At 59.2% G+C, this 23,643-nt stretch carries 21 protein-coding genes; 12 read left to right on the forward strand and 9 right to left on the reverse strand.

The features are described from left to right. Positions 1 to 419: 419 nt before the first annotated feature. Genes B088_RS06030 through rsmA form a run of 4 tightly spaced genes read right to left on the reverse strand, consistent with a single transcriptional unit; the run spans position 420 to position 5,148 of the window. The gene (locus tag B088_RS06030) at positions 420 to 1,397 is read right to left on the reverse strand and encodes an NAD(P)-dependent oxidoreductase (protein WP_018107522.1); all 978 of its coding nucleotides are present in this window, start codon (positions 1,395 to 1,397) and stop codon (positions 420 to 422) included. A gap of 26 nt (positions 1,398 to 1,423) precedes the next feature. Next, positions 1,424 to 2,962, reverse strand: a complete 1,539-nt coding sequence (locus B088_RS06035; protein ID WP_018107523.1) for a glycoside hydrolase family 10-like protein — start codon at positions 2,960 to 2,962, stop codon at positions 1,424 to 1,426. A gap of 12 nt (positions 2,963 to 2,974) precedes the next feature. Further along, positions 2,975 to 4,333, reverse strand: a complete 1,359-nt coding sequence (gene mgtE, locus B088_RS06040; RefSeq protein ID WP_018107524.1) for a magnesium transporter — start codon at positions 4,331 to 4,333, stop codon at positions 2,975 to 2,977. After that, positions 4,330 to 5,148 carry a 16S rRNA (adenine(1518)-N(6)/adenine(1519)-N(6))-dimethyltransferase RsmA gene (gene rsmA / locus B088_RS06045; RefSeq protein WP_018107525.1) on the reverse strand — a complete coding sequence of 273 codons (819 nt, stop codon included), beginning with the start codon at positions 5,146 to 5,148 and terminating at the stop codon, positions 4,330 to 4,332. The genes mgtE and rsmA overlap by 4 nt, the downstream gene beginning before the upstream one ends. Before the next feature lie 158 nt (positions 5,149 to 5,306). On the opposite strand from rsmA, the gene B088_RS06050 reads away from it, so the two are divergent. The 12 genes from B088_RS06050 to B088_RS06105 all read left to right on the forward strand — a co-directional run bounded on the left by B088_RS06050 (position 5,307) and on the right by B088_RS06105 (position 20,692). Then, positions 5,307 to 6,311: a lysylphosphatidylglycerol synthase transmembrane domain-containing protein gene (locus tag B088_RS06050; protein ID WP_018107526.1), complete on the forward strand. Its 1,005-nt coding sequence runs from the start codon at positions 5,307 to 5,309 to the stop codon at positions 6,309 to 6,311. Next, positions 6,308 to 7,249 (forward strand): ferrochelatase, encoded by a 942-nt coding sequence (gene hemH / locus B088_RS06055; protein WP_018107527.1) that lies wholly within the window; start codon positions 6,308 to 6,310, stop codon positions 7,247 to 7,249. Before B088_RS06050 ends, hemH begins: the two co-directional genes overlap by 4 nt. A gap of 696 nt (positions 7,250 to 7,945) precedes the next feature. After that, positions 7,946 to 8,416, forward strand: coding sequence for a thioredoxin family protein (locus B088_RS06060; RefSeq protein WP_018107528.1), 471 nt, complete (start codon positions 7,946 to 7,948; stop codon positions 8,414 to 8,416). Beyond that, positions 8,413 to 9,378: a PhoH family protein gene (locus B088_RS06065; protein ID WP_018107529.1), complete on the forward strand. Its 966-nt coding sequence runs from the start codon at positions 8,413 to 8,415 to the stop codon at positions 9,376 to 9,378. Before B088_RS06060 ends, B088_RS06065 begins: the two co-directional genes overlap by 4 nt. Positions 9,379 to 9,422: 44 nt before the next feature. After that, the gene (locus tag B088_RS06070) at positions 9,423 to 10,376 is read left to right on the forward strand and encodes a phosphoribosylaminoimidazolesuccinocarboxamide synthase (protein ID WP_018107530.1); all 954 of its coding nucleotides are present in this window, start codon (positions 9,423 to 9,425) and stop codon (positions 10,374 to 10,376) included. Beyond that, positions 10,366 to 11,091, forward strand: coding sequence for a bifunctional demethylmenaquinone methyltransferase/2-methoxy-6-polyprenyl-1,4-benzoquinol methylase UbiE (ubiE, locus tag B088_RS06075; protein ID WP_018107531.1), 726 nt, complete (start codon positions 10,366 to 10,368; stop codon positions 11,089 to 11,091). Before B088_RS06070 ends, ubiE begins: the two co-directional genes overlap by 11 nt. 190 nt (positions 11,092 to 11,281) lie before the next feature. Continuing rightward, positions 11,282 to 12,964: a nucleoside kinase gene (locus B088_RS06080; RefSeq protein WP_018107532.1), complete on the forward strand. Its 1,683-nt coding sequence runs from the start codon at positions 11,282 to 11,284 to the stop codon at positions 12,962 to 12,964. A gap of 15 nt (positions 12,965 to 12,979) precedes the next feature. Next, on the forward strand, positions 12,980 to 15,595 hold the full coding sequence (locus B088_RS06085) for a dipeptidyl-peptidase 3 family protein (RefSeq protein ID WP_018107533.1): 2,616 nt from the start codon (positions 12,980 to 12,982) through the stop codon (positions 15,593 to 15,595). Further along, positions 15,592 to 16,263, forward strand: coding sequence for a uracil-DNA glycosylase (ung, locus tag B088_RS06090; RefSeq protein ID WP_018107534.1), 672 nt, complete (start codon positions 15,592 to 15,594; stop codon positions 16,261 to 16,263). Before B088_RS06085 ends, ung begins: the two co-directional genes overlap by 4 nt. Before the next feature lie 99 nt (positions 16,264 to 16,362). Next, positions 16,363 to 17,472 (forward strand): Fic family protein, encoded by a 1,110-nt coding sequence (locus B088_RS06095; protein ID WP_018107535.1) that lies wholly within the window; start codon positions 16,363 to 16,365, stop codon positions 17,470 to 17,472. A gap of 85 nt (positions 17,473 to 17,557) precedes the next feature. Further along, a complete protein-coding gene (locus tag B088_RS06100) occupies positions 17,558 to 20,197 on the forward strand; it encodes a valine--tRNA ligase (protein ID WP_018107536.1) in 2,640 nt (879 codons plus the stop codon). A gap of 30 nt (positions 20,198 to 20,227) precedes the next feature. Then, positions 20,228 to 20,692, forward strand: coding sequence for a hypothetical protein (locus B088_RS06105; protein WP_018107537.1), 465 nt, complete (start codon positions 20,228 to 20,230; stop codon positions 20,690 to 20,692). Between the two features lie 75 nt (positions 20,693 to 20,767). On the opposite strand, the gene hpf is transcribed toward B088_RS06105, so the two are convergent. Genes hpf through B088_RS06130 form a run of 5 tightly spaced genes read right to left on the reverse strand, consistent with a single transcriptional unit; the run spans position 20,768 to position 23,250 of the window. After that, positions 20,768 to 21,067 carry a ribosome hibernation-promoting factor, HPF/YfiA family gene (gene hpf / locus B088_RS06110; RefSeq protein ID WP_018107538.1) on the reverse strand — a complete coding sequence of 100 codons (300 nt, stop codon included), beginning with the start codon at positions 21,065 to 21,067 and terminating at the stop codon, positions 20,768 to 20,770. A 27-nt stretch (positions 21,068 to 21,094) separates the two neighbouring features. Further along, on the reverse strand, positions 21,095 to 22,021 hold the full coding sequence (locus B088_RS06115) for a tyrosine-type recombinase/integrase (RefSeq protein ID WP_018107539.1): 927 nt from the start codon (positions 22,019 to 22,021) through the stop codon (positions 21,095 to 21,097). 50 nt (positions 22,022 to 22,071) lie between these two features. Next, the gene (locus B088_RS06120) at positions 22,072 to 22,272 is read right to left on the reverse strand and encodes a hypothetical protein (RefSeq protein WP_038973973.1); all 201 of its coding nucleotides are present in this window, start codon (positions 22,270 to 22,272) and stop codon (positions 22,072 to 22,074) included. A gap of 7 nt (positions 22,273 to 22,279) precedes the next feature. Further along, positions 22,280 to 22,681: a hypothetical protein gene (locus B088_RS06125; protein ID WP_018107541.1), complete on the reverse strand. Its 402-nt coding sequence runs from the start codon at positions 22,679 to 22,681 to the stop codon at positions 22,280 to 22,282. Continuing rightward, on the reverse strand, positions 22,678 to 23,250 hold the full coding sequence (locus B088_RS06130; RefSeq protein ID WP_025082042.1) for an N-acetylmuramoyl-L-alanine amidase: 573 nt from the start codon (positions 23,248 to 23,250) through the stop codon (positions 22,678 to 22,680). Before B088_RS06130 ends, B088_RS06125 begins: the two co-directional genes overlap by 4 nt. Positions 23,251 to 23,643: the final 393 nt, after the last annotated feature.

A 23,643-nucleotide genomic window follows, 5' to 3' on the forward strand; every position in this document is an offset into this window, starting at 1 on the left:
CCGCAGGGAGAGCAATGCCAAGGCGGAGGCTCTCAACCAAAACCTCCAGCGCTTCATCAGCGTCAACTATGGAGCCAGAAACACCGACTTCTTTCTCTACCGCATCGCCCTCCATTTCTCTTGAATCCATCACATCAACAACCCCCCTTTCACCATCCTCCCCATCCCAGCACATCAAAATGCGAATTAGCCAGTCTGTCTGACATAAGTATAGTTGATTCTTTTTGCAGCTAAGATACTTTACGAGACCCTACGGGACGATCACTCTCTTCGGGGTAGTACCTTTGCAGCACTTCACTCCACACCACTTGATCTAAGCCTATTGCTATGGCGAGGTGCCGCTCCTCGGGACATATAAAAACCGACCACGTGATCACACACGTAGTCGGATCTTGTATGGTGCTGTAGGGATGAGCTTCTTAGTCCTTGGCGGCTGGATTGTAGACGTAGGCGACCGGTCTGTCACCGAGGAGGAAGCCGAGCATATTGTCACGATGCTCATACTCCATGGCGAGACGCGACTCAGTCGTTTGTGTGCCCACGTGCGGAGTCATCACGACGTTCTCCATATCGTAGAGTGCATCAAGAGGCTTATCATTGTGCTCAAAGACGTCAAAGGCAGCGCCGGAGAGCTTTCCGCTCCGTAGGGCTTCCACGACCGCCTGCTCGTCCATCACTGCTCCTCGTGCGACGTTGACGAGAATAGCTCCGTCACGCATCAGCTTGATCGTCTCTGCGTTGATCAGGTGCTTAGACTCCGCATTAAGCGGGGTATGTAGGGATACGATGTCGCTCTCACGGAGCAGTGTCTCGAGGTCGGCATATGTGACGCCGAGAGCCTCCTCTTCGAGCGGGTCTAGTCTGTGGCGCTTATTGTAGAGGATATTCACGCCGTAGGGGCGGAGGAAGTCTGCCACTCGGCGAGCGATATTGCCGAAGCCGACCAGTCCGATGGTCTTACCTCCCAGGTCGGTCCCCATAAGACCGGTATTCACCGCATCGCGATCGTGACGTAGTCTGCTATCCCATACGGTGATCCGCCGGGTGAGGGACAGCAGTAGCGCCATCGTCAGCTCCGCCGTCCCTTGGATCACGGAGCGAGGGGTATTGGAGACCGCGATGCCACGCTTCTTCGCCGCATCCAAGTCGATGTTATTGAAGCCCACGCCGTAGTTGGCGATCATCCTGAGGTTAGGGAAGTGGTTCATCACCTCCTCCGTGATCGGGTGGGTAAAGCTGGAGGCGATCACCTCAGCATCCTCAGGTAGGCTCGAGAGGTCGTCCGCGCTGTAGGCAAAGCCCGGCTCAGGCATGAAGACCTCACAGCCCTTCTCCTTCAGCTCATCATAGCCCTCGGGCTTGAAGGGGGGAAAGGTAAATGCAATCTTGTGGTTCATAGCTATTCTGTAGTGAAAACGTTAAGTCATAATACCGCGTGGACCTCTCTTGCGACCACATGCTCGTGGCCGAAGCGATCGATGCGGGTGATGGTGAAGGCGACCTTAAACTTTCCCCCCAGGTCTAACGGGCGGTAGCGGCACTCGTGTGTCCGCCCGACGATGTTTTCCGGATCAAGAGCCTTCTGGATCTTGGCACGCCGTGGGTGGCAGTAGATCACATAGTAGGCCGTCTGCTGACCGGGTGGCAGAGGGAGATCGTCCATCCAGACCAGCTCCTGGCGTCCTGAGCCGGTCAGCATGGCAGCATCCCTCTCCGGCTCCGGGAATGGCTCCATGGAGGCGGGGTAGGGTCGCGCCGGGACGAGAGCGGGGACGGACCAGTAGTCCTTGTGGAGCTGCTCCGCTATCCCCTTGTAGGAGTTTCCCCAGAGATCATCGCCGGGCCAGATCGAGTTACCGGAGGTGTGCTTAGCGGCGAGCACCATCTTGGGGTGAAGCTGATCGCCATCCATCGTCCGCCGGACATGCTGCCCCACGATCAGCTGAGCGTTCTTTATATGGCGCGACCACCAGAGCACCAGCTCAGTGTAGTCAGCCACCTTATGTCCCATATTCCAGTAGATCTGAGGCACGACGTAGTCCATCAGCCCCTCCTGGTCCCAGAGGAGGATATCGGCATAGAGATCGTCATAGTTTTGCAGCCCACCGGTTTTGGATCCGACCGGATGGGTTCGCTCATTTCTGTAGATGCCGAAGGGACTGATGCCGAGCTGGACGTAGGGCTTGACGCTACGGATGGTCTGTGACAGGTCTCGGATCAGCTGGGTGACGTTGTTTCTCCGCCAATCATCCTTGGAGGCAAAGGCTTGCCCGTATAGCCGATAAGCCGCTTCGTCATCAAAGGCCTCGCCGGCAATGGGGTAGGGGTAGAAGTAGTCGTCCATGTGGATCCCGTCCAGGTCGTATCGGGTGACGAGGTCGCGCACCACCTTACAGGTGTAGGCGCGCACCTCGGGGAGCCCGGGATTGAAGAGCAGTTGCTTGCCATATCGGACAAACCACTCCGGATGCTGCTTCGAGGGATGCCCCGGTGCGACGTAGGAAGAGATGTCGGCCACGGCGCGGTAGGGATTGATCCAGGCATGTAGCTCGATCGAGCGCTCATGGCAGATCTTTATCATAAAGGCAAGGGGATCCCAGAGCGGCTCCGGGGCTCGTCCCTGCTCACCCGTCAGGAATCGGCTCCACGGCTCATAGGGGGAGTAGTACCAGGCATCAGCCTCCGGACGAACCTGGAAGTAGATCACATTTACCCCTAGCTTCGCCAGTTCGTCCACCTTACGTCTCAGGTCTGCCTGTAGCTCTCTCACCGTCATCCGGCCGTACTGGGAGCGGAAGACGGTGGGAAACCATACCGCTCTTACCTCCTTGCGCGGAGCCTCATAGTCGGCGGAGTAGGCCCTCTCGGCCGCTTTCTCGACCACGCTCTTGCGCGATCCGCACCCGGAGGCGAGTAGGAGGATGGATAGGAGAAGGGGAAGGAGGTAAAGGGGCTGTCTCATCTCTGTCGTGTATCAGTGAAAGTGTCCATACAGTGCCTGGGTGATGGTCATGTAGACAAACATGCCGATCAGGTCGTCCAATATGGTGATGAAGGGACCTGTGGCACGTGCAGGGTCGATCTTCACCGCATGCATCAGGAGGGGGATCACAGAGCCGAAGAGGCTGGCGCAGATCACCACGACGAAGAGGCTGATCGAGACACTCGCCATCACGAGCATATCCTTGATGTAGAAGTAATTGTAGGTAAAGACTACCATGCTGATCACACTGGCGATCACCAAGGCGACGCACAGGTCATTGAGGATCGTGCGTGGGATCCGCTTCAGATCCAGGGTCCCCCGAGCGAGGTCCTGCACCACGATGGTCGAGGACTGCATGCCGACATTTCCTCCCGTACCACCGATCAGGGGGATGAAGAGGGAGATCTGCGGGATCATCTCGAAGACATTGTCGTACACGCCCAGGAGCTGGCTATTGAATATCCCCCCGATCATACCGATCAGGAGCCACGGCAGACGAGCGCCGGTCTGCTTGAGGATATTGTCCGATGTGTCGATGTCGGAGGAGAGACCGCTTGCCATCTGGCTCTCAGCCTCGTGCTTCTCACGCATCTCATCGACGACGTCATCGATGGTGATCACCCCCTTCAGCCGCCCGAGGGCATCGACGACCGGTATCGCCACCAGATCATACTGGTCGAAGGTATTGATCACCGTGTCCATCGAGTCGCTCTCGTGGAGGATCACAGGATTGGGCAGCATGACGTACCGTATCTCGCTGATGGAGGGATTGGTGATCACGGTCTTGGTCGGCAGGATACCGATCAGGCGCTTCAAGTCATCGACGACGTAGACATAGTAGATCTCGTCCAGCTCCTCAGCCTGTCGACGCATCTCATCGAGGCACATCGGCATAGACCAGTTGGCATTGACCACGATCATCTCCTTCCGCATCACCCCTCCGGCGGTATCCTCATCGTAGTGGAGCAGGTCGACGATATTCCCCGCCTGATCCAGGTCCGGGATATGAGCCAGGATCGCATCCTGACGCTCGGCGCGGAGGTCACGGATGAGGTCTGCCGCGTCGTCGGTATCCATATTCTGGACGATCTTCGTGGCGATCTCCTGCTCCGGCACCAGCGAGAGGATCTCCCTCCGTCGGTCCTCGTCCATCTCGGTGATCACGTCCGCCACCTTCACGTCCGGCAGCACCCTCAGTGCACGGGTCGCATCCTCATCCGACAGGTCGTCGATGAAGGTGGCGATGTCCGTCGGGTGCATCGCATTGAAGGTCCGCTGCAGCTTTGCCGCATCATTGCTCCGGAGGTAGTCGCGGAGCTCCTTGGTCAGCTCGGGGGTCAGTTCGATCATCTCAGCTTTTCGTCATCATTAGGGCAGGTCATCGTCCGATCCACAGCTCTTGTGAGGGCAATGAAGTCCTCCACATCGAGCTGCTCCGGGCGCATCGTCAGGTAGTGCTCCAGCTCCGGCGGGATCGGCTCCGGCAGGAGACCTCTCAGCGAGGATCGGATCATCTTACGCCGCTGCGCAAAGGCCGCCTTCACAACCTGGCGAAAGCGCCCCTCATCCACACCGAGAGAGGTCCGGTCGTTGCGCGTCAGTCGGAGCACTCCGCTCTGGACCTTGGGAGGTGGGGTGAAGGCTCCCGGCGGGACGGTAAAGAGGTACTCAGCATCATACCAGGCTCTCAGCAGGACCGTAAGGATCCCATAGTCCCTACTCCCCGGCTCAGACGTCAGTCGGCGAGCCACTTCCTTCTGCAGCATACCGCCTGCCATAGGGATCAGGTCGCGGTACTCCAGCATGTGGAAGAAGATTTGGCTCGAGATATTGTACGGATAGTTCCCGATCAGCAGGAAGGGCTCTCCCTTAGCGAAGACTCGATCCAGCGACAGCGTCAGGAAGTCCCCCTCGATCAGCCGGTGCCCATTGAGTGATGGGAAGGTCTCCCGCAGGTAGTGCACCGACTCGTGATCCAGCTCCACCACCACCGTATCCCGATAGAGAGAGAGGAGGTACTTCGTCAGTACGCCCATACCGGGTCCCACCTCCAGGATCGGCAGATCCCGACGGGACTCAAGTATCTCAGCGATACGCTCCGCCACAGACTCATCGTGGAGGAAGTGCTGTCCGAGGGCTTTCTTAGCCCGTACGCGTCTTGCCATTATACTCAGGGAGGATGCTCTCTGTCAGCGGTGTGGGAGGAGAAGGAGCTCACTTAGAGCGAAAAAGACTACCTTTGCCCCATCTATCACCGAGGTCACCGCTTCTCAGCACCCCGTTACGTACAAAAGTACCAAAAAGACTGCGGACCCACGCACTCATGACCAGTAAGCTACACAAGAGTCTCCGGATCATCCTCCCGCTCCTCCTCGGCGGGCTGCTCATCGTGCTGCTCTATCGTAAGGTGGACTTCGAGGTGGTCCGGTCGACGCTCACGAGTGACGTAAGGTGGGAGATCATCGCCCTCACCTGCCTCCTCGGACCGATTTCCGTACTCTTCCGTGCCCTCCGGTGGGACCTCCAGGTGGAGCCGCTTCGACGTGAGGGGATGGGCTCTACTCTGGGCGCCTCCATCCTCCACGTCCAGGGCAGCTATGCGGTCAATATGGCGATCCCGAGACTCGGGGATCTCTGGCGCTGCACCTCCATGCAGGGCTACACGGGACTCCCCTTCTCCCGGCTCCTCGGGACGATGATTGCCGAGCGCGCTGTCGACATGATCACCACCCTCCTCCTGATCATCCCCGGGCTGGCTCTCAATGCGACCTACTTCACCACCTTCCTCCACGACTATGTGCGGAGGTCCTCAGTCGGCGGACCGGCAGGGTCGCCGCGGACCTGGCTGCTCCTGACCCTAGCAATCCTCCTCGTGGTCTTTCTCCTGCGGTGGCTGATCCGACGCTTTCAGCTCCGACGTAAGTTGCAGAAGGGGTGGCTCGACTTCCTAGCCGGTCTGCGAACCATCGGTGAGATGAGTCGTGGCGCTAGGTGGCTCTTCCTCCTCTACACTCTCGGCATCTGGCTCTGTTACTTCTTTGCATTCTACCTCACGTTTCAGGCATTTAGCTTTACCGAAAGGCTCGGAGCCGATGTGGCACTGGTGATCTTCTCACTCATCACGATCTCCTCGATCCTCCCTGTGCAGGGAAATATCGGACCGTGGCACTTCGTGGTGATCCAGTCGCTGATCTTCTTCGGCGTGGCTGCTGATCCGGCTGCCTCCTTTGCCCTGATCGTCCACGCCTCACAGACCGCCACCACGACCTTAGTCGGACTGGTGGCGATCCTCCTCCTGCCCCTACTCCGAGAGAACCCCGAATCATGACTAAGACCGGATACCTGCTCACCAATACCGGTTCCCCCTGCTCCTGTCGGGTGGAGGATGTACGAGAGTACCTCGAGACCTTCCTGACCGACCCCGCTGTGATGGGGATGCCCTATCTGCTCCGGCAGCTGCTGGTCCGAGGAGTGATCGCCCCGACGAGAGCACCCAAGTCTGCTGAGCGGTACCGTCAGATCTGGCTCCCCGAGGGGGCTCCGCTGAAGGTCTACAGCAGGCAGCTGGCGGACGAGATAGAGCGGCTCTCCGGCGCTCCCGCCTACGTCGCCATGCGGTATGAGGAGGGGTCTGTCGAGCGCGCTCTGCGGCAGGCGGAGGCCGATGGAGTGACCGAGCTGATCTCTCAGCCCCTCTACCCACACTTTGCCTCCAGCAGCTTCGGCACCGTGCAGGACTTCGTCCGCAGGACCTACGATCGACTTCGCCTAGGATATCAGCTCATCGAGCGGGGACCCTTCTACGACCATCCACTCTTCATCCGCTCCCTCGCAGAGCAGATCGCCTCAGCGGAGCTCCCGGCTGACACGCACCTGATCTTTTCCTTCCACGGCATACCGCTCTCTCAGGTAAAACCCTACGCCGGAGACCCGGAGAGGGACTACCCCTATCAGTGCCGCCGGACGATGGAGCTACTGCAGGAGCAGCCGGAGGTACGGAGGCTCCGGAGCTGTGAACTGGTCTACCAGTCGCGCTTCGGCCACCGCTGGCTCGCCCCCGAGCTCATCAAGCGCCTTGCAGCGCTGCCGACCGAGGGGACGAAGAGCGTAGCGGTGATCTGCCCCTCCTTCGTCGCAGACTGCCTCGAGTCGCTTGAGGAAGTGGGGCTGCAGGGCAAGGAGCTCTTCCTCCGCTCCGGCGGAGACAGGCTTACCCTCATCTCCTGTCCCAATGGCTCCTCGACGCTTGCCCGAGCTCTCCTCTGATCCTACTCACTTCTCAGTATTAGTGCCTTAAGAGGTACTCAGTAGAGGGTATATTTCGCCCGGAAGCTTTCTTTTGTGAACTTCCGGGGCTACCTTTGTATTGTCATTCAAGAATATAAAACTGTCGTGAAGTTTCTTTTGGCTCCCGAGAGATAAGACGTAGAACCATTGGGGCAGAACCCTTCGGTTACTGGGAGTAAGAATAAAGCGGAGGACAATGGATCGTGAGACCCGTTGTCCTCCCCTACGTTTATGGTACCCCATCGACCCCTTGCGGGTCGCCGAAACTCCTCACTCGGCGACCCGCAAGGGGTCGAGTCGTCTTAACTATCCCTTTTACATCGGTCTTCGCCACTTCGTGGCTCGACCGATGCCTATGGAGCGGGCATCCTTGCGGATGCAGTCCGGCTGATGACAGACGACTCCCAAATCTGTCAGCACTGGTTCCTCAATTCCGCAAGAAAAAGGAGGCACCGAAAAAGGGGCAAAGAATTCCGCTGAATTCCTTGCCTCTTAGGTGTAATATGTGTATCTCTGTACTGTAAAACACTGATACTCTTATGGATTACATAGCAAGTATAGGAGTGAAAAGTGGATGTCCCACACAATCTTTTGCGGAATCGAGGACGGATGGCTGAGCACTTCCCTTGCGCATTTCTTGCTATCTTTGTCCTGTACTAGAGATACTTTGCTTATATGAAGACGCTATACCATCTTATCGCTCTGCTCCTCTCCGTCACGCTGCTGACCGGCTGTGGCTCTATGAATGATCCTGAGACTCCGCTGCCTGAGTCGGAGGACTTTGCGGTCCTTATCGCTGACTACGACAGCAGCATCTGGTCTCACGATGCGCCTCGGCCGACAGTGATCAAGTTCTACTTCCCCGAGTGCCCCTATTGTCAGAGGCTAAGTCCCTACTATGACCAGCTTGCAAAGGAGTATGAGGGCAAGGTGCAGTTTTGTGAGATTAATACGCATGATGGCAAGAAGGAGCTGTCTCTATTCAAGAAGCTTGGCTGCAAGTCTGTCCCCACCCTTGTTTTTATAGACAAGAGCGGCGCCTTCAAGCTGGTGCGACCTATGAGTCGGTGGGGCAAGGATAAGGACGCACTTATGGACGGCATGCGTGCGGAGACTGAGAAAATGCTCCGGAGCTACAAGCGATGACAGAGCACATCTACCTGATCGAGGAGGCTGATCCGATCGTCTTCTTTGGCACCAATAGCAGCAACCTCACGCTCCTCAAGGATCTCTACCCTAAGCTCCGCATCATGGCGCGCGGGTCGGTGATCAAGGTGATGGGCGCCGAGGAGGAGACCGAGGAGATCCTCAAGGTGCTACACCGACTGGAGAAGTACGCCGCGCGATTCAATAACCTCCCCGAGACCGCCGTCCTTGAGATCGTCAAGGGCGAGTCTCCCGATCGTAAGGGCGGCGACGGTGTGATCCTCTATGGCGCGTATGGTCAGCCGATCACCCCACGTAGCGCCCACCAGCAGGAGATGGTTCAGCTGGTGGACCGGCACGACCTCGTCTTCGCCACCGGGCCCGCGGGTACCGGCAAGACCTTCCTTGCCATAGCGATGGCGGTGAAGTTTCTTAGAGAAAAGAGAGCCCGCCGGATCATCCTGTCTCGTCCTGCCGTGGAGGCGGGCGAGCGACTTGGATTCCTCCCCGGCGAGATGAAGGACAAGCTTGACCCCTACCTACAGCCTCTCTACGATGCACTTATGGAGCTGGTCCCGCCCACGCGGCTGCACGACTACATGGATACCGGCGTGATCCAGATCGCCCCCCTCGCCTATATGCGCGGTCGCACGCTTAATGACGCCATCGTCGTCCTCGATGAGGCGCAGAATACGACCACGCACCAGATGCGGATGTTCCTCACCCGGCTGGGCAGCGAGGCGAAGATGATCGTCACGGGCGATATGTCGCAGGTCGACCTCCCCAGAGGCGTCACCTCAGGACTGCGAGAGGCAGACCGACTCCTCCACTCGATCGAGGGCATCGGATGGATAGACTTCGAGCGAAGCGATATCATGCGCCACGGTCTCGTGAAGAAGATCGTCGCCGTCTACGAGCAGGCGGACCGCAAGCGGGGAGCCGCTAAGGAGGAGAAGGAATAGACACTTTTTTACTACACACATATACATAACACTTCCATACAATCATGGCAAAAGCACTTACTCAGACCGACCTCAAGCTGCCGGGCACGACTAACGTCTTCCACGGCAAAGTCCGTGATGTATACACTCTCGATAACGGCCTCCTGGTGATGGTCGCCACCGACCGCATATCCGCCTTCGACGTGATCCTCCCCAAGGGGATCCCCTTCAAGGGCGAGATCCTCAATCGCATCGCTGCGGCTAATCTCGATGCCACCGAGGACATTGTCCCCAACTGGAAAATCGCCACGCCTGATCCCATGGTCACGATCGGCCACGCCTGCGAGCCCTATAAGCTCGAGGTGATCGTCCGCGCCATCCTCACCGGTAGCGCCTGGCGCGCCTACAAGGCTGGCGAGCGGAATCTCTGCGGCGTGATCCTGCCCGAGGGGATGAAGGAGAATCAGTACTTCGAGCACCCGATCCTCACGCCGACCACCAAGGCCGACTCCGGGCACGACATGAATATCACCCCGGAGGAGATCGTCAAGCAGGGGCTGATGACCGCCGAGGAGCTGAAGACCATCTCAGACATTGCGCTCCGCCTCTTCAAGCGCGGAAGCGAGCTGGCGAAGAAGAAGGGACTCATCCTCGTCGACACGAAGTATGAGTTTGGCAAGAAAGACGGCAAGATCTACCTCATCGACGAGATCCACACGCCCGACTCCAGCCGCTACTTCTACGCCGACACCTATCAGGAGCTCTACGAGGCCGGGAAGCCTCAGCGTCAGCTCTCCAAGGAATTTGTCCGCCAGTGGCTCATCGACCACGGCTTCCAGGGCGAGAAGGGTCAGCAGGTGCCTGAGATGACCGATGCCTACTGCGACAGCGTCTCGGAGCGCTACATCGAGCTCTTCAATGACATCATGGACGAGCCCTTTGAGCGTCACGAGACCGGCGACATTGAGAAGCGCATAGAGACCAACGTCACCGACTGGATCCGTCAGCATGGCAAGTGAGCCGAGGCGGGAGAGTCCCGCCTTCCCCACCCAGATCCGGCAGATGTTTGACCAGATCGCGCCGCGGTACGATCTGCTGAATAAGCTCAACTCGCTCGGTCTCGATCGCTACTGGCGTCGGGTGCTGGTGCAGGCTGTCTCCGGCACACACCCGAGGCAGATCCTCGACGTGGCGACCGGCACCGGTGACGTGGCGATAGCGCTGGCGCACGCCTGTCCCGAAGCTCAGATCACCGGCATGGATCTCTCCCGGGAGATGATGGCTGTCGGTGTGCGTAAGGTGGAGGCTGCCGGGCTGGCAGATCGGATCGGATTTGGGGTCGGCGATGCGCTGGACATTGACCTGCCTGACGAGGCTGTCGATGCGGTCACCTGCGCCTTTGGCGTCCGCAACTTCGCCTCCCTGGAGCAGGGCTTCCGGGAGTTTGCCCGGGTGCTCACGCCCGGTGGCATCGTAGCTGTGCTCGAGCTGACAGAGCCGGAGAGTGGACTCCTCCACGCCGGCTACCGGCTCTATACCAGGCTTTACCTCCGGCGGATGGCGCAGCGCTACTCCGACGATCCCGAGGCGTACGACTACCTCCTCCACTCCGTGGGCCTCGTCCCTGCGAGGAAGCGGATGGCTGCGCTTATGGAGCAAGCCGGGCTGGAGCAGTGCCATTACAGTATCTTCTTCCCCGGCGTCTGCGGGCTTTACCTAGCGCGCAAGGCGTAGTGTCGGAAACAAAAAAAGCTGTCCCCCGCTCGGAGCCTCTGTATAGGCAACCGAACGGGGGACAGCTTTTTTGTCCTAAGAGATAGGGGGAGAAAAAATTTGTGGTACATTTGAAGAAGTGGGCGAGGGCGGGGAGGAGCTATGGACTAAGGTATGATGCAGAGGTCTTGTATAGAGTTCGAGATAGAGTATGATAACGGCTAAGACGATATTTCTCCCGCAGATCAAGCGGAGCCTCGCGACGGAGGAGCTACTGAGTCCGGCGGAGGTTTTTGACCACTTCCGTGGTGAGTTTGAGGCAGTCGGCATCAGCGATGCCCTTGCCACTACGATGAATAACCACCCCTGGGCACTTCAGCGCCCGATCGTGGAGTCCTGTCGGCTCACCTTCTCCGACTACAGCTCGGAGGAGGGCAGTCGGGCATACATCCGGACGCTGGCGCTCCTACTGACCGCTGCGGCGAGGGAGCTGAAGCTGCCGACCCTGAAGATCGAATTTGCCCTCGCCAAGGGCTACTATGGTACCATCGGCGACCGGCGTCCGACGACGGAGGAGCTGAGTCGAGTGCGTGCCTACGTCCAGCGTCTGATCGACGAGGACCTGCCGATACAGCGGACGAGACTATTTGCCGAGGAGGCGATCCAGTACATGGAGGAGCTGGGCGATGTGGATACAGCTGCCCTGATCAACGACTCCGGGCGCTACTCCGTGGTCCTCTGGGAGCTGAAGGGCTCGTACTACTATATCCTCCATCAGGTGCTGTCGCGGACGGGACAGATTCACCTCTTCGACCTCGAGCCGGCCAATGACGGATTCCTGATCCGGGTGCCGGATCGGAGCGACCCCACCACACTGGCGGAGCGGGAGCTGCAGCCTAAGCTCTTCAAGGCCCTCGACTCGCAGCATAGGCTGATCACCGGTCTGAGTGTGGAGGACGTGACGCCGCTCAATCTCCTGATCCGATCCGGTAGGACGACGCAGATGATCCAGGTGGCAGAGGCGCAGCAGGAGAAGCAGATCGCCGCCATCGCCTCTCACATTGCCCGCCTGCATAGGGACAAGGGAGTGTCGGCGGTGCTGATCTCGGGACCCTCTTCGTCGGGTAAGACCACCTTCTCCCGCCGGCTGACGACCCAGCTTCTGACACACCTCATCCGGCCTTACCCGATTTCTCTGGATGACTTTTATGTCAATCGGGCGATCACCCCGCACAATGAGGCGGGTCAGCCGGACTACGAGTCGGTCTATGCGCTCGATCTTCCCTTCCTCCGGGAGACGCTGAAGGGGCTGGTCCGGGGGGAGGAGATGCCGATGCCGCGGTACGACTTTACCCTCGGGCAGCGGGTGATGGACTCGAGGAATAACCTCCGACTCTCTGAGCAGGATATGATCATCATCGAGGGGATCCACGGGCTCAACCCTATCATTCTCACCGATGCCGTGGAGGCGTCGTCGTATAAGATCTACGTCTCTGCCCTGACAGCCATCTCCTACGATAAGCACAATTGGCTCAGCACAAGCGACAACCGCCTGCTGCGACGGATGGTGAGGGATGTGAAGTATCGTAACAAACCGCCGGAGGAGACGCTTACTTTCTGGGCTGATGTACGGGCTGGTGAGGAGAGGTGGGTCTTCCCCTATCAGGAGGAGGCGGACGTGATCTTCAATAGCGCCATGGTCTACGAGCTCGGCGCACTGAGGCAGCAGGCAGAGCTGGCGATCAGTCGGGTGCCGGAGATGAGCCCGGTCTACCCGATCGCGGCGCGGCTGCAGCGGGAGCTCCGGTTCTTCGATCCGATCCCGGAGGAGCTGCTTCCTCACGGTTCGCTCCTGCGAGAGTTCATCGGTGGCAGCAGCTATCGTGACTGGTAATCTTCTTTTCTTTATATGACGCAGAAATCAACGGCAGGCGATCTCGTCTTCCACTCCAAGCATATCGACATCCTGCGCTACCGGGTCCCCGGCTGGGAGGCTCTGGAGCCGACGGCTCGGCGATACGTCTACCACCTCGCTGAGGCGTGCCTCTACGGGCGGGACATCCTCTACCTGCAGCATCACCCGATGGCGCTCGCCGCACGGACGATCCTGGAGGCGATCTGGGAGCAGGGGACCTTCCGCAATCACGATCTGGAGGACTACCTGACGCAGCTCTGGATGTACTCCGGCTTCCACCACCACTACAAGGAGACCAAGACGGTGCCCGCCTTTAGCCAGACCTACTTCCACGAGGCGGTGCTGCAGCTGCCGTACGATGTGGAGGCGTATCTCGCGGCGCAGGGCTTCACCCTCGACGCCCTGGAGGAGATGATCTTCGACCCGACTAAGGACCCGCTGCGGCGGGCGGACGGCGACCGCGAGTCACTGGTGGAGCGGTCAGCGGTCAACTTCTACGGACCCGGCGTCACCACAGAAGAGGCACTGAGGTTTTATGAGGAAAGGAAGGACAAGTACCGAATTGCCCCGGGGCTCAATAGCCGACTCATTAAGGATGAAAGGGGTGAGCTGAAAGAACTGACCGCCTACACCGATGGACTCTACGGCGACGCTCTGCAGGCGATTGTCCGGCAGCTCACCGCCGCACTCTCTTACGCTCCAAGCGAAGAGGCGAGTGAGACCCTCCGGACGCTGATAGCCTATTACGAGAGCGGCGACATCGACGCCTTTGCCGACTACAGTGAGCTATGGGTGCGGCTGCTGGAGCCGGTGGATCTGATCCACGGCTTCATCGAGACGTACGATGATCCGCTTGGACTCAAGGGCTCTTACGAGGGGATCGTGGAGCTGGAGGATCCTGAGGGAACGGCGAGGGTGCGACAGATCGTTGGGCTGGCGGGCTATTTCGAGCAGCAGTCGCCGATCGACGAGAACTATAAGCGGACGGAGCCCCTCGGGCGTGCCGCCCGCGCCATCGACGTGGTGATGCTGGCGGGAGACAGCTACCCCGCCTCGCCACTTGGGATCAACCTCCCCAATGACGAGCGTATGCGCGCCGAGGTGGGTAGTAAGAGCGTCACGCTCTCCAATATCTCCCTCGCCATCGACCGCTACCGCAGTGCCGCCTCGATAGACCTTTTCTACCACGGTGAGGAGGTGAAGGAGCGGCTGAGACGTTACGGCGCCGAGGCAGATATGCTCCACACCGATCTTCACGAGATCATCGGTCACGGCTCGGGGAAGCTCCTCCCCGGCATCTCGGGCGCCGACCTGAGGGAGTACGACTCCTGCATCGAGGAGGCGCGGGCGGATATCAATGCTCTCTACTTCATTGCCGACCCGAAGTTGGTCGAGCTGGGCATCCTGCCTTCGCCCGACGCTTACCGGGCGGAGTATGACCGCTACCTCACTTCCGCCCTCATCACTCAGCTCTCCCGCCTCGGCGACGACACCGTGCTGCGTGAGGCACATATGCAAAACCGCGCCCTGATCGCCCGCTACGCCCTGCAGTACCCGGAGGTGGTGACTATGGAGAAGATCAATGGAGAGCACTTTGTCCTCATCCACGACTACGAGCGGCTGCGAGAGATCTTTGGCGAACTATTGAGGGAGCTGCAGCGCATCAAGAGCTGCGGAGACTACGAGGCGGCAGCCGACATGGTTGCCCGCTTTGGCACCGAGGTGGATCCCGAGCTGAAGGAGGAGGCGATCCGTCGCGACGGAGCCACCGGCATGGCACCCTATATCGGCTTTGTCAATCCCCGCCTCACGCTACGGGATGACAGCGTGGAGATCGACTACACCGAGGGATTTATAGAGCAAAACCTCCGTTACAGCGAGCAGTACCGCACGCTGGCGCTGCCCTTGGAGAGTTTTCTCCGCAAGGAGCACAGGGTCTATGACGAGGGGAAGTGGCACGACCGGCTCAATGCGATCCGTCAGCGGCTCCGCAAGCGGATGAATGGCGACATCTCCAAGAGCATGCGCGACAAGGGGCTGCAGTACGGGATTAACTTCGGCGTCAGCCTCCCCGACCTACGGGAGATCGCCGAGGAGCAACCGCGCGACCGCTCACTCGCCGACCTGATGTGGACGAAGGAGGTGCGCGAGATGCGTCTCCTCTCCCTGATGATCCGCCCCCGAGAGGAGCTGACCCGCAAGGATCTCCTCACACTTGCCTCCCAGTGTCGCATGATCGAGGAGTCGGAGCAGCTGGTGGTCCTGTTGCTGATCGGTTCCGGCGAGGAGGAGCGTGTGGCACTGGAGGTGGCGAAGCAGTCTCCCGACTCCGTCCTGCCGTGGGTGGTGCTGACCCGACTCGCCGTCGCCGGCACCGCCTCGTCCCGATTTGTCAAGCACTCTCTCGACTCCGCCGCAGAGGTTCTCTCTGAGGAGCGCCCGCTCCAGGCGACCTATATCCTGCGCGGCCTCTCCCGTCTCGCTGAGCGTCAGCCCGAGATGCGGCAGCGGATCGCCCGCTTCGCCCAAGCACGTGCCGAGGAGACTGACCCATTCCGCAAGGGTGTGGGGGACGAGCTGACTGACCTGCTGGATTACTTGAGACAATGAATGTACAGATAGAGAGATCCTGGAAGGAGGTGCTGAGGGACGACTTCGAGCAGCCTTACTTCCGACAGCTGACCGATCGAGTGCGTCAGGCTTATGCTGAGGGGCAGTGCTTCCCTCCGCCGCCACTGATCTTTAACGCCTTCAACCTCTGCCCCTTTGACCGAGTCAAGGTGGTGATCGTCGGGCAGGACCCCTACCACAACGTCGGGCAGGCGATGGGTCTAGCCTTCTCCGTCCCCGACGGGGTGATGATCCCGCCCTCGCTTGACAATATATATAAGGAGCTGGCCGACGACCTCGAGGTGAAGAAGCCCCTCTCCGGGGATCTGACTCACTGGGCCCGGCAGGGCGTCTTCCTCCCCAATGCAACCCTCACCGTCACGGCTCACCGACCACGAAGCCACCACGGCTGGGGCTGGGAGCACTTCACGGACAGGGCGATAGAGCTCCTCGCTGAGCGGAGAGAGCACCTTGTCTTCATCCTCTGGGGCTCGGATGCGCAGCAGAAGGCGCGCCTCATCGATCCGGAGCGGCATCTGATCCTGCGGGCACCGCACCCCTCGCCCCTCAGTGCCTACAGAGGTTTCTTCGGCAGCAAGCCTTTCTCCAGGACCAACGACTACCTCCTCCGCCATCAGATCCCCCTCATCCGCTGGGTGGAAGGCTGAGACTACCAAGAAATGCCTGAGCCGATTAGAGTGCCTAATCGGCTCAGGTTTTTGTGTATATTTGAGCCGATTAGAGGACTTAATCGGCTCACTTAGCTTATGAAGTACATCTGGCAAAGGGAGGACTTCCCGAAGTATACCTATGATCCCGAACCATTGGCGCCCGTCACCGAGCAATGCTTAGTCCTGCTTGGTGAGGTGAGGGGACTGATCTCCCTGCTTGACAAAGGCGCGCAGGAGGATCTGGCTCTCAGTCGGCTGTCCACAGAGGGCGCACTCTCCTCACGCATAGAGGGGGTGACCATAAGCCCGGATGAGCTGAGATCCTCGCTAGAGAGGCAGCTGGGACTTGCCGGTGAGACCACTCATCCGCAGAGTCGGTATGTAGAGGGGGTGGCACGTCTGATGATATTGTCTCTGAGTGATATCGGAGAACCTATCACTGCAGAGCGACTCCACGACTGGCACAGAGCGCTCATGGAGGACCGAAGGGACATCCACTCGGGACAGTGGCGGAGCTCACCATTGCCCATGCAGATTGTCTCGGGGAGAATCATCGGCAGAGAGGAGGTCCACTACGAGGCTCCTCCCTCCTCTCGCCTGGATGAGATGATGGGAGACTTCCTCAGTTTCTGCAATTCTGTGACCGTTGAGAGCGTCTCGGAGGCGATACGTCACTCCGGGATCTGCCATCTCTACTTCGAGACACTGCACCCTTATGAGGATGGCAATGGCAGAGTCGGCAGGGCACTTGCTCACCATATCCTTGCGAGAGGCTTAGGTCAGGACATCCCGATCAGTCTCTCCCACGCCATAGAGATGGATCGGGCGATCTACTATGCTCGACTCAAGGAAGCATCCCTAGGGACCATGGATGTCACTCCATGGCTCCTCTACTGGACAGAGACGGTGCGGCTCGCCCTTGAGGAGACAATTAGCCGGATCGCCTTCTTGAGACGGAGGAGGGATTTCATCCGTCGGATGAGTGAACACCCGCTTAGTGAGCGGCAGATCAAGGTGCTCCATCGGATGCTGGAGGCGGGTCCGGAGGGCTTTGCGGGCGGGATGACCCCACGCAAGTATGCTTCACTCACACGCACCTCCAAGGCGACCGCCACAAGGGATCTTGCTAAGCTGTCAGAGTGGGGCTTGCTCATCCCGGAGGGTGCGGGGCGATCGACGGCCTACAGGCTGGTGTTCGGAGAATAACCGAAGACCGTTGGTGCAAAGGGAGCCTTAGGAGGGGAAATTGTCTTATCTTTGTCACCCAAAGACAGATAACTACAGACGAGATATGTCGCACGAACTAAGCGCTAAGTACGATCCCTCCCTGGTGGAGGATAAGTGGTATGGATACTGGACGGAGCATAAGCTCTTCGCCTCTCATCCGGACAATAGACCTCCCTACACCGTCGTCATCCCCCCGCCCAACGTCACCGGCGTGCTCCATATGGGGCACATGCTCAATAATACCCTCCAGGATATCCTCGTCCGCCGGGCGCGGATGACCGGCTTCAACGCCTGCTGGGTCCCCGGCACCGATCACGCCTCCATAGCTACGGAGGCGAAGGTGGTGGCTAAGCTGGCCAAGAAGGGGATCAAGAAGAGCGACCTCACTCGCGAGCAATTCCTCGACGAGGTGTGGGACTGGACGCACGAGCACGGCGGGATCATCATCAGCCAGCTCAAGAAGATCGGCGCCTCCTGCGACTGGGACCGCCTCGCCTTCACCATGGACGAGCAGCGGAGCGAGACGGTGAATGATGTCTTCTGCGACCTCTATCGCAAGGGGCTGATCTACCGTGGTATCCGGATGGTGAATTGGGATCCGGCAGCTAAGACGGCGATCTCTGACGAGGAGGTGATCCATAAGGCGGAGCACTCCAAGCTCTACTACGTCCGCTATCCGATCGTGGAGGATCCGGAGCAGTACGTCCTCGTGGCGACGACTCGTCCGGAGACGATCTTTGGCGATGCAGCGGTCTGCATCAATCCCTCCGACGAGCGGTACACCCACCTCAAGGGCAAGCATGTCATCGTGCCGGGCGTGGGTCGCGAGATCCCCATCATCATGGATGACTACGTGGACATAGACTTCGGTACCGGCTGCCTCAAGATCACCCCCTGTCACGACATCAACGACTACGCCATCGGGGAGCGGTATCGTCTGCCTAAGTACGACGTCTTCAATGACGACGGGACGCTGAATGGCTTTGGGGGAAAGTATGAGGGGCGTGACCGCTTCGAGGTGCGCGACGCTTTTGCCACTGAGCTGGAGGAGATCGGGGCGATGGATCACGTGGAGGACTACGACAATACGGTCGGCTTCTCGGAGCGGACCGATGTCCCGATTGAGCCAAAGCTCTCCACCCAGTGGTTCCTCCGAATGGATCACTTCGTCAAGCCGGCCTACGAGGCGGTGATGAAGGATGAGGTGAGCCTGGTGCCGCCAAAGTTTAAGAGCATCTATGCGCACTGGATGGAGAATATCCACGACTGGAATATCTCCCGTCAGCTCTACTGGGGGCACCGCATCCCCGCCTACTACCTGCCTGATGGGCAGATCGTCGTGGGCGAGAGCCGCGCCGTGGCGCTGGAGGAGGCTCACAAGATTGACTCCGCCCTCACTGATGCTGACCTGAAGCAGGATGAGGACACACTGGACACCTGGTTCTCCTCCTGGCTCTGGCCGATGAGCGTCTTCGCCAATCCGATCAAGGATCCGGATAATGCGGAGCTGCAGTACTACTACCCGACCTCCACCCTCGTCTCTGGGCCGGACATCCTCTTCTTCTGGGTCGCCCGCATGATCATGGCAGGGTATGAGTATATGGGGAAGAAGCCCTTCGGCGACGTCTACCTCACCGGCATCGTCCGCGACCACCAGGGACGCAAGATGAGCAAGCAGCTTGGAAATAGCCCGGATCCGCTCCTGCTGATCAAGGAGTATGGCGCCGATGGCGTCCGGATGGGGCTGATGAGCTGCACCAATGCCGGCAACGATATCCTCTTCGACGAGTCAATGTGCGAGCAGGGGCGCAACTTCAGCAATAAGATCTGGAATTCGTACCGCCTCGTACAGGGCTGGCAGGAGAGCGAGACGGCGGAGCAGAGCGCTGCTCAGGCAGCCGCCGTGCGGTGGTTTGCCGAGGTGCTGAGCGACACCCGCAAGACGCTCGACGACCACTTCTCCAAGTACCGCATCAGCGACGCGATGATGCTGCTCTACCGCGTGGTCAAGGATGACTTCTCCGGCACCTACCTCGAGCTGGTGAAGCCCGACTACGGCAAGCCGATCGACAGCACCACGCTTGCCGCTACGAAGGGCTATCTCGAGCAGTTGCTCCTCCTTCTGCACCCGTTTATGCCCTTTATCACTGAGGAGCTGTGGCAAAACCTTGCCGACCGTGCCGACGGTGAGAGCATCATGATGCAGCAGCTGCCTGCCGAGGCGGAGCCTGACCGGGAGATCCTCCACCAGATGGCGCTCTCGAGCGACATCATCACCGGCGTTCGTGGTCTGCGCGCCCACCATGGCGTATCCCCCCGTGAGGCGGTGGAGCTGCTGATGCCGGAGGATCGCCTGACGGATGCCTCCAAGGCGGTGATCTGCAAGCTCGCCAATATCTCCGACTTCACCGTCGCACCGACGAGCGGAGACGCAGAGGTGGAGACCTTCCTCGTGGAGACGACCGTCTATGGCGTCCCATTCCGTGGGCTTATCGACATCTCTGGTGAGATCGAGAAGCTTCGCAAGGACATCAAGCACTACACCGGATTCATCGCCGGGATAGAGAAGAAGCTAAGCAACCCCGGCTTCGTCAATAACGCCCCGCAGGCTGTCGTCGATATGGAGCGGAAGAAGGTCTCCGATGCGACCGAGAAGCTGAAGAGTGCCCAAGAGCGTCTCGACCTCCTCGAGCAACAGAAGTAAACTGATCTCCCCAAGCAATCAACGTGAGATATGGAGCCGGAAATTCATGACAAGGTGATGAGCACCGCCACGATCGTTGCCGAGTTCTTCAGCCACTTCCGTGAGACGTTGCTGACGGGCGGCTGTCTGTCGGTCCACAAGGTGACCACCAGCTTTGACCTCGTCGAGGGAGAGATCCTGCTCTCCTCGGACAGCGGTCAGAGCGATAGCGAGGTGATCTATGGCTGGCTCTCCGAGGATGGCGAGCGTGCCATGGTGACGGAGCAGGAGGCGCTCCTGACGGTCCGGGAGGCGCTGCGTCGGCTGGCGTCGGCCGGGTTCTTCGAGCAGCACCCCTTTGCGATGGACATCACGATCGACTATCAGAGTGGGGGAGCGAAGGACAAGACGCTCTACTCTCACAGCGACAGCACCTGGGACGAGGTACGGCACGACAAGCTCCTCAAGGGAGCCTCCGAGGAGCTGGACCTCTTCTTCGCTCGGCTGATGGAGTAAACGTGACCGCAAGATACGACAAGAGGATGACCTCCGTGGAGATCATCCTCTTGTCGTATTATGGATTATAGTGTATTAGCGATTGGAGAGCCGGTCCTTGAGCTTCTTCAGCTGGATCTCGAGTGCCTCGCACGCCTCATCGGCAGCCTGCTCAAAGCTGTCCGCCGTCTTCTCAGAGAAGAGATCCGGACCCTTGACAGAGAGGGTGATGCGGACTTTCTTATTACGCTTCGTCTCTGGCTTGATCAGCGTCATGACCACATCAGCATCTAAGATATCTGCATAGTAGCGCTCCAGCTTTTGGACCTTGGTGGTGACAAAGTTCTGCAGGTCGTTGGAGGCCTTAAAGTCTACGTCTTGGATCTTTACGTTCATAATAATCGTAAGTAGTTGGTTGGTGATTTATTCCTTGGATGGCTTCTGAGCCCTTGGGTGGGCGCGGTACATCCTCTGCAGTTCCTCGAAGGTGGTGTGGGCGTAGATAGAGGTGGTGGATATCTCCTCATGTCCGAGGAGTTCCTTGACGCTCATCAGTCCCGCACCGTCATTAAGGAGCGCTGTGGCAAAGCTGTGGCGCAGCACGTGGGGACTCTTGCGAGAGTAGCCCGAGAGTGGCCCGAGGGCCTCTATGACGTAGCTGCGGAGCCGGCCGGCGCTGACCGGTATTCCTCGCTCAGTGGTGAGGAAGTGCGTCACCTCCGGACGCGTACTGCGGTCCCTGTAGGACAAATATAGAGCTATTTTCTGATCAAGCAAAGCACCATAGGGGATATATCGCTCCTTATTTCGCTTCCCGAGGACGCGGATCCGCCGACCGGACCGATCCACGTCGCTGACCTGCAGCCCTCGCACCTCTGCCGACCGCATACCGGTCTGAAAGAGCAGGTCGGTCACAAAGGCGACCCGTAGCAGATGCTCCCTCTCCTCCTCCCGCTCCGCAGCCTCAGCATCGGCGTAGAGCTGCTCGATCCGTCCGGTGAGCGTCTCTGCGTCGACAAAGGGTGGCAGGCTGCGCTCCATCTTGGGGAGCTGGACTGCAGCAAAGGGGTCCGTCTTTACTACGCCCTGCTTCAGGAGGTAGGTAAAGAAGGTCCGCAGGGATGACAGTCGCCGATGGACCGTGCGTGGACTGTCCCCTCGCGCCATCAGCTGCATCGCCTGTCTCCGGGCGCCCCTCAGATCGATCGACTGCAGGCTCTCCGCCGTCGGATCCACCCCACAGGTCTCCCCCCACACCTCCAGGTCACGCCGGTAGGCAGTGACGGTGTGCGGCGAAGCCCCACGCTCATAGGTGAGATAGTCGACGAAGTCCTCGATAAGGTCGCTCATGCTGCTCTCTTCTTTTTTGTTCAGATAAAGATAGTGACAATTCTCGAGAGTTACTTCTCCTTATTACGATACACATAGTCGATCCCCACCAGCCCGCCCACAAAGGTCATCACCTCCCCGTACGCCACCAGCACGCTCGAGTCGATGATCCCCTGTGGCGGCATCCAGAGGGCGGTAAAGAGGAGCGTCATGCCGCAGGTGCAGAGCATAGACGCCCACAGAAGTCTAAATCGATTGTTCTTCTCATTCATAATAGGATTACTTAGATAGTTTTGCGATCGCCAGCCGCAGGAGTACCGCAAGGGTCAGCCCCAGGACCATACCGATCAGGAATGGCTTGCGGCGATTGCTTTTGGTCAAAGGGGGAGCGGGTGCAGTGACTTCCTGAGTCGATTGCTCCTCACGTGCCGTCCGGTCTGTCGTCCGGGCCCGGTGCCGGGTCACCACCACACGTCTCGTCTCAGGCGGGAGGATCTGAAGTGTGTCCGGCAGGTCGCCGACCGGACCCTCCCACCACCGGATCGTCACCGTGTCACGCAGATCGTCACGACTCAGGCACTCCACCACGTCGCGCCTCTCCCTCTGTACCGCTCTCCCCCTGCTCCCGCAGCCGGACGTGAGACAGAGGGAGAGACAGAGCACCAGCCACCCGCTCCTCATGGCGCCACGACCCACTCCCGATTGTACAGCTTGGCGTCGAAGCAGGGACAGAGCTTGATCCACTCGTCGGGCGTGATGACCCCGTCCCCATTTCGGTCCCTCGAGAGATCTCGATGACCCACCACGAAGGCATTGGGATGGAGCTCGAGCAGCCGATGGATCAGCTGAGAGAGCGACTGACGCTGCATTGGCGTCCGGGTATCTGCCGGCATGTACTTATGATCCAGTCCTCCCTCGTAACAGATGCCGATCGAGTGGCGGTTGTGCCCCTGTACGTGTGCTCCGACGAGATCCACCGGACGCATGGCGTAGATCATCCCGTCCTTCGTGATGTAGTAGTGGTATCCGCAGCCCCTAAATCCCCGCCGCACATGGTCGCGGATCAGCTGCTCAGGCGTGTAGTCGTCGCAGTTGCGCGTGGCGCTGCAGTGGACCACCAGCAGATGGATCGCCCTCCGGGAGCGCCGGATCTCCTCCGCTCCGGTCACCGGACGGGGCCCGCTGTAGTCCTCCAGAGGGTGAGGTGCCAGCTTATCGACCATAGACGGTTGCGTATAGATTTGTGTCATGATATGGGTAATAAATGGTTTGTAAAGGTGTGATCTGTGAGGAGGAGAAACACCCGATGGTGTCTTCCTCATAAAGACCTTTGCAAAATGGTCTTTCGCCGAAAAAGCACCGCTTTTTCGGCAGGGACTTTGCAGAATACCCCAGATGCAAGGAACTGAGAGTGAGGGCGAAGGGAGTGTGCTTACGCACATGACCAAGCCCGAATCTCGAAAGTGACGCCGCAGATGGGGTATTATGCAAAGGTCTCTCATAGTGAGATGACGAAGTGTCACCCTCGTCATCCCCGGAGGAGCCTTCATCTCAGCCGAGGTGTCGGCTCCTCGTGCTTAGTGGCTGCTTAGTTGATCTCGCTACCGCCAGTCTCCTTACCGCCGGTCTCGCCACTCGGAACG

It is taken from the genome of Porphyromonas bennonis DSM 23058 = JCM 16335, assembly GCF_000375645.1.
GTDB classification, from domain to species: domain Bacteria; phylum Bacteroidota; class Bacteroidia; order Bacteroidales; family Porphyromonadaceae; genus Porphyromonas_A; species Porphyromonas_A bennonis.